The organism is Mesorhizobium sp. M7A.F.Ca.CA.001.08.2.1, assembly GCF_003998455.1.
GTDB classification, from domain to species: Bacteria; Pseudomonadota; Alphaproteobacteria; order Rhizobiales; family Rhizobiaceae; genus Mesorhizobium; species Mesorhizobium ciceri.
Window position 1 is genome coordinate 1 of record NZ_RZPW01000377.1, and the last position, 5,917, is coordinate 5,917.

Annotated in this window: 7 protein-coding genes; 2 read left to right on the top strand and 5 right to left on the bottom strand. The window is 61.7% G+C overall.

Annotated elements, in window-relative coordinates:
• Nucleotides 1-732 (top strand): response regulator (locus EN914_RS21130; RefSeq protein ID WP_164778830.1); only part of this gene is annotated, 732 nt, incomplete at its 5' end.
• A gap of 26 nt (nt 733-758) precedes the next feature.
• Here EN914_RS21130 and EN914_RS21135 read toward each other — a convergent pair.
• From EN914_RS21135 to EN914_RS21155, 5 genes are all read right to left on the bottom strand, one after another.
• Nucleotides 759-1,499, bottom strand: a complete 741-nt coding sequence (locus EN914_RS21135; protein WP_024502970.1) for a trans-aconitate 2-methyltransferase — start codon at nt 1,497-1,499, stop codon at nt 759-761.
• A gap of 46 nt (nt 1,500-1,545) precedes the next feature.
• Nucleotides 1,546-2,361 (bottom strand): Stf0 family sulfotransferase, encoded by an 816-nt coding sequence (locus EN914_RS21140; protein ID WP_081714255.1) that lies wholly within the window; start codon nt 2,359-2,361, stop codon nt 1,546-1,548.
• Between the two features lie 87 nt (nt 2,362-2,448).
• Entirely contained in the window at nt 2,449-3,303 is an 855-nt protein-coding gene (locus tag EN914_RS21145; protein WP_024502968.1) for a lytic transglycosylase domain-containing protein, read from the bottom strand.
• Nucleotides 3,304-3,308: 5 nt separating this feature from the next.
• Nucleotides 3,309-4,562, bottom strand: a complete 1,254-nt coding sequence (ispG, locus tag EN914_RS21150; protein WP_024502967.1) for a flavodoxin-dependent (E)-4-hydroxy-3-methylbut-2-enyl-diphosphate synthase — start codon at nt 4,560-4,562, stop codon at nt 3,309-3,311.
• Between the two features lie 334 nt (nt 4,563-4,896).
• Nucleotides 4,897-5,076, bottom strand: coding sequence for a YdcH family protein (locus EN914_RS21155; RefSeq protein WP_013529217.1), 180 nt, complete (start codon nt 5,074-5,076; stop codon nt 4,897-4,899).
• A 239-nt stretch (nt 5,077-5,315) separates the two neighbouring features.
• Here EN914_RS21155 and EN914_RS21160 point away from each other — a divergent pair, with 239 nt between their 5' ends.
• Entirely contained in the window at nt 5,316-5,519 is a 204-nt protein-coding gene (locus tag EN914_RS21160) for a YdcH family protein (RefSeq protein ID WP_013529216.1), read from the top strand.
• Nucleotides 5,520-5,917 lie beyond the last annotated feature (398 nt).

Below are 5,917 nucleotides of genomic sequence, written 5' to 3' on the forward strand. Positions count from 1 at the left end.
GGCATGAACGGCGCCGACGTCGCCAGGGCAATTGCTTCCGACAGCCGGCTGTCCTCCATCCCGGTGGTGTTGCTGACCTCGGTCGACCAGGTCGATTTCGGCAAGATGATCATCGACTTCGGCATTGCCGCGCATTTGACGAAGCCGGCGCGCTCCGCGGTCCTGCTCGGCACCGTTATCTCGGTCGTGCAGAAGGCCCGTTCGCAGGTCGGCAAGGCGCAGTTTGTCCGCGAACCGATCGTCCAGGCTCCCCCGGCAGCGCCGCCCGCCTTTACCGTCATCCGCGGCCCGGCGCTGCCAGTCGCGGCAGCACCGGAATCGACAACCACGCCGAACGGACCGATCGACATCCTGATTGCCGAGGACAACGACGTGAACCAGCTGGTCTTCGGCCAGATCCTCAATGGCTTGGGCTTGAGCTACCGCATCGCCGGCAACGGCCGCACGGCGGTCGAGATGTACCGGGCGCTGCGCCCCAAGCTGATCCTGATGGACGTCTCGATGCCGGAGATGAATGGCTACGAAGCGACCCGCGCGATCCGGGCCATGGAGACCTCGACGGGCACCCACATTCCGATCATCGGCGTCACCGCGCATGCGCTGAAGGGCGATCGCGACAAGTGCATCGAATCGGGCATGGACGACTATCTGCCGAAGCCCGTTTCGCCCGACCGACTGGGCACCAAGATCGGCACCTGGCTCAGCGAGACCGTGGTGGCCAAGACGGCGTAAAAGCCGGCCCTATTGGTCAGGCCGGATCAGCGCAACCGGCCGATCGGGATGATTTCCGGCGAGGTCACACCATAAGGTGTGCCCTGCCAGTCACCCAGCCACTGCTCGACCAACAGGCCAGTCTCGTCCAGCATCCCCGCAAGATCTTCCTTCTTGGGGAACGCGATCTTGGATTCGGCGCCCAGAACAGGTCTACCGCCCGGAATGTCATAGAAGGTCGAGTAGGTGACGATGCCGGTAGCGGCATCGTGTTCGGCATCATACCAGGCTTTGACCGTGCCGAGGCCGGGATGCGTAACTGCCCGTTCGGAGCGCTGCGGTGTCCATTCCAGCCATTCCTCCTCGGCGGGATTTCGTGTGTCGAAAATGAAGAGCCCGCCGGGAGCGAGATGCTCGGCGATGGTGCCCAGCACCGCCATCTGATCCTCGCCTGTCAGGAAAACCTGGAACGCATGCCCGGTGAGCAGGATCAGGTCGAAACGCCGCCCGAGCCGAACAGTTCGCGCGTCGGCCTCGACCCAGTCGACCCTGTCGCCGCCGGCCCTGCGCCGCGCCACGTCGAGCATCGCCGATGCCGGATCAACGCCAGTGACATTATGCCCATCGGCAAGTTCGGCAGCCAGTTGGCCAGTGCCACAGCCGAGATCGAGGACCGAGCCGCGATTTACGGCAAGACCGATACAGTAATCAAAATCGGCACGGCCGCTTTGATTCTCGATATCATAGAACTGGACGAAGTCGGGATCGCTGTAGATAGGGTCGGTCATAGTCGCTGCCCATACTCCAAATTTCCAGCTGCAGCCCATCAATGCATCAGGCGGCTGCGTCGAGGCGATAGCGGCGCATCCAGTCGAGGCTCGTGTCGTCGGAGAGCTTTGCAACGCCGGGGCTCACGTCATCGGCATTCGGCGCTTGAACGCCCAAGACTTCGCAGATGCCTAGCAATGTCGCCGCCGGATTGCTCGAAAGGCGCTCGTAGCCAACCCGAAGCGGGGTGATGCCTTGCTCAGCGAACCAAATGTTCCATGCCGCATCATAGGTCTCGAGTACCTCGACCTCACGCCTGATCCGCTCGAAATCATATTGGGGCTCTTTCGGCGGTGCGACCCTTTCGATCTCGGTGCCGTCGGGAGCGATATGCCAAAGACCGGTCTGCTCTGCCTTGATCAGGGAGACAGCCTGCGCAAGCTTGTCTTCCCGCGAGAGGTGTATGTAGAGAACATTGCCGAATGCTCTTTCGAACCGTGCTCTGTCGGATGGCAGTTTTGGGAAAATCCGGTCGAGGATCGCCGAAAGCTCATCCAGATTTTCGCGCATCAAGCGGAGGCCGAAGAGGCCGGTCCCACCCTTGCCGGCGGCGATCGCGGCATCGAGATACGCGGCATCGAATTCGAGCTCGCTCATCGCGGCGCGATCGGGCAACTTCCACTCTTCGGCCCACTCCACCACGTCCTGGCGCCGATAGAATGAGTGCGGATCACCGGCCGTCTTCGTGGACGCCAGAAGCTTGCACAGCAAAGTGCTCCCCGTCCTCGGCGTACCGCAGATAATGTATCCATCGAACATGTTGTGCCCACGCGGCTTGTCAAAGGCAGGGGCTGTCGCTCCTGGTAACATGGCCGCCGCCATAGCTGAAATCCTTGCTGGATGCGACGCCACGGCTGTCGCTTTTTAAATGCCTCTCTCAGACAAAATACCCTGCCGGCAGGGGTCAAATTACCGGTTGCGCACCACCACGCATGCCCCACCGATGCTTTGCAATTTCTGGCAGATGACGTTTGCATCGGCGCGGTGGTCGACACCGATCCTGACCGCATAGATACCCCGCCGGCCGATCGGCGTGCGCACCCGGCTGACCACTGGATCGTGCCCGTTGAGCAGGGCCGGGAACCGGCTCCTTACCCTGAGCCACTGGTTGATCGCGGCACTGCGGCGGAAATTGCCGGCCACCTGGATGCCCCATGGCTTTACGTTGATCGAGGCCATCGCCACGGTCCGCGACATGATCACTGGCAGTTTTCGGCAAGCGACACCAAAATCCGTTTTTGCGTCGAGCGGTTCGACCCTTCCGGCATAGGCTCGGTCGGTGAACTTGTCGGCTGGTTCGCCCATGATGTCGAACACATAGCTTTCGGTTTCCATCGGCAGGAAACCGCCGGAACTGAGCCAGCGCGACACCCGGCTCTCGCCGGCATTGTAGGCGGCGGCCGCCAGGCCGAGATTGCCGTAGCCGGTTTTCATTTCGGCGAGATATTTCGCCGAAGCCGGGATCGCCTGATTGATGTCGAAGGAATTGGTAAGCCCGCGCATCTTGGCGGTTCCCGGCATGAACTGGGCAATGCCTTCGGCGCCGACGGGACTGACGGCGTTGGGATCGAAACGGCTCTCCTTCCAGATCAGCCGGGCGAAGAAATCCCTGGGCAAACCATTCTGGTCGGCATGCGCCTGGATCAGGTTGCAGACCTTGTCGATAAGCCGTTGCTTGGCGGATTGCGGCGGATCGGCCTGAGCCAGTGTCGACCAGACTAGCCCACACAGCAGGACCAGCGTCGCCCACAGGAAACGCTGCATTTGACCTACTCTGCCGCGGCCTTGCCGCCGCGACCGAACCGCTGTTCGATATAGTCGGCGACCATTTTCTCGAAATCCGCCGCGATCGACGGTCCGCGCAGCGTCGCCGCCTTCTTGCCGTCGACGAAGACAGGCGCCGTCGGCGTCTCGCCGGTGCCGGGCAGCGAAATGCCGATATCGGCATGCTTGGACTCGCCCGGGCCATTGACGATGCAACCCATCACCGCGACCTTGAGGTTCTCGACGCCGGGATATTTGTCGCGCCACACCGGCATGTTCTTCCTGAGATCTGCCTGGATGTTCTGAGCGAGCTCCTGGAACACGGTCGAGGTCGTGCGGCCGCAGCCGGGACACGCGGCGACGATCGGCACGAACTGCCTGAACCCCATCGTCTGCAGCAATTCCTGCGAAACCTGCACCTCGCGCGTGCGGTCGCCATTCGGCTCCGGCGTCAGCGAGATGCGGATGGTGTCGCCGATGCCTTGCTGCAGCAGGATGCCCATGGCGGCCGACGAAGCGACGATGCCTTTCGAGCCCATGCCGGCTTCGGTCAGGCCGAGATGCAGCGCATGGTTGGAGCGGGTGGCGAGCTCGGCATAGACGGCAATCAGGTCCTGCACGCCGCTGACCTTGGCCGACAGGATGATTTTCTCGCGGCCAAGGCCGATCTCTTCCGCCATCTCGGCCGAGAGAATGGCCGACTGCACGATCGCCTCGCGCATCACCTCTTGCGCCGTCAGCGGAAAACCCTTGTCCTGGTTGTCGTCCATCAGCCGGGTCAAAAGCTCCTGGTCGAGCGAGCCCCAGTTGACACCGATGCGCACCGGCTTGTCATGCCTGATCGCCATCTCGACGATATCGGCGAACTGCCGGTCCTTCTTGTCCTTGAAGCCGACATTGCCGGGGTTGATCCGATATTTGGCCAGCGCCTCGGCGCAGGCCGGGTGATCGGCCAAGAGCTTGTGGCCTATATAGTGGAAATCGCCGACCAGCGGCACGTTGATGCCAAGCCGCTGAAGCCGCTCATGAATGCGCGGTACGGCGGCGGCACTCTCGTCGCGATCGACGGTGATGCGCACGATCTCGGAGCCGGCCCGGTGCAGTGCTGCGACCTGCGCGACGGTCTGGTCGATATCGGCCGTGTCGGTGTTGGTCATCGATTGGACGACAACGGGCGCGCCGCCGCCGACGACCACGCCGCCGACATCGACGCCGACCGAGGTGCGGCGGGGGAAAGGAGAGGAAAAATATCCGGTCATGCCGGCAGCCTTTTGTCTCTGGAGCATCTTGTGTCCTGCATGGGCGCACAACGACGCCCCGGGCCGATGCGCTGAGGTCCGGGCATGAGGTGGAGGAGCAAAGATCGCTTGTCAATGGCGACAGGTCGCCACTGGCCGGAATCGGCACGCCGCCAACGACCAAAAACAATCGATGATCTGGCGAAACGGGCGACGGCCGAAGCGGATATTAAGCCGGTGCAAGTCCAGCTTCGGCTGACAGACCGGTGCTGGGAAATCAAACCCCTCCACGCCGGCGGCGGGGAGCCGCCGGGAAAAGAGGCCGCGGATACCGGGCGGCTATGTCAGGAGGGCATCAATGCGTGGTCGGTTTTCCTCTTAGTTTTTCAATCTCGTCCTTGAGTGCCAGCTTGCGTCGCTTAAGATTCACGATTTCGAGGTCGTCGACCGATGGATGATTCATCGCGTCATCGATTTCACGTTCGATGTCGCCGTGTTTCCGCTGCAACTCATCAAGATGGGATGCAAGAGACATGATTGGTTCTCCCTTTCATGGTTTTCCTCGATTGCAACCGTCACGGCGCGTCCACCGCAGGTTCGCTTCTGTGACGGCACGGTGACAGTGTGTCACCTTCCGCGGGCGATGTCGAATGATCCGTGGTAGCATTCCACGACACTGTGAAATGTGATATGGGCTGCACGCCGGTGACAAAACACCCGGCCCCGCCCAATCAGGCCCAGCTTTGGGCGCCGCAGACGTGCAGACGGTAGAGAATGTCCGATCAGGAACAGGCCGATATTCGCCTCGAATTTTCCCGCCTGAAGCAGGAACACGCCGATTTCGATGCAGCCATCAACGCGATGATCGCCATGGCCTGCGATCCGCTGCAGATCCAGCGCATGAAGAAGAAGAAGCTGTTCCTCAAGGACCGGCTGATGGCGCTGGAAGACAAGATCATTCCCGACATCATTGCGTGAACGATGTGATGTGCTGACGCTGATCGAGCGCCAGGCAGCGGCGATCTGCATCTCCCTGCGCGGTCGTGTGACGGTGCCTTTGGCCGGTCAATCGTTGGGCTCTTTTTCGCCGGTGCACTAGCCGCGACGGCGCGTCCTGCCGGGCGATCTCGCACATGGAGCGCCTCGAACTCGACGGCTTCGTCGCACGCTTCCGCAAAACGGCGGCTGAGGACGGTCCTCCCCGGTTACTGATACCACCGTTCTGACGGATTATCCGGCGACGCCGCTGGGAAACCTGCGCCTTCGCGCGGCTCAGCCCGGTCGTCGACACAGCTCACCGCCCGCCCCCCAAAACAATAACTTTACAAATATTTGTATTTATGTGAAGTCATGACGATTGAAGGATCGACCATGAC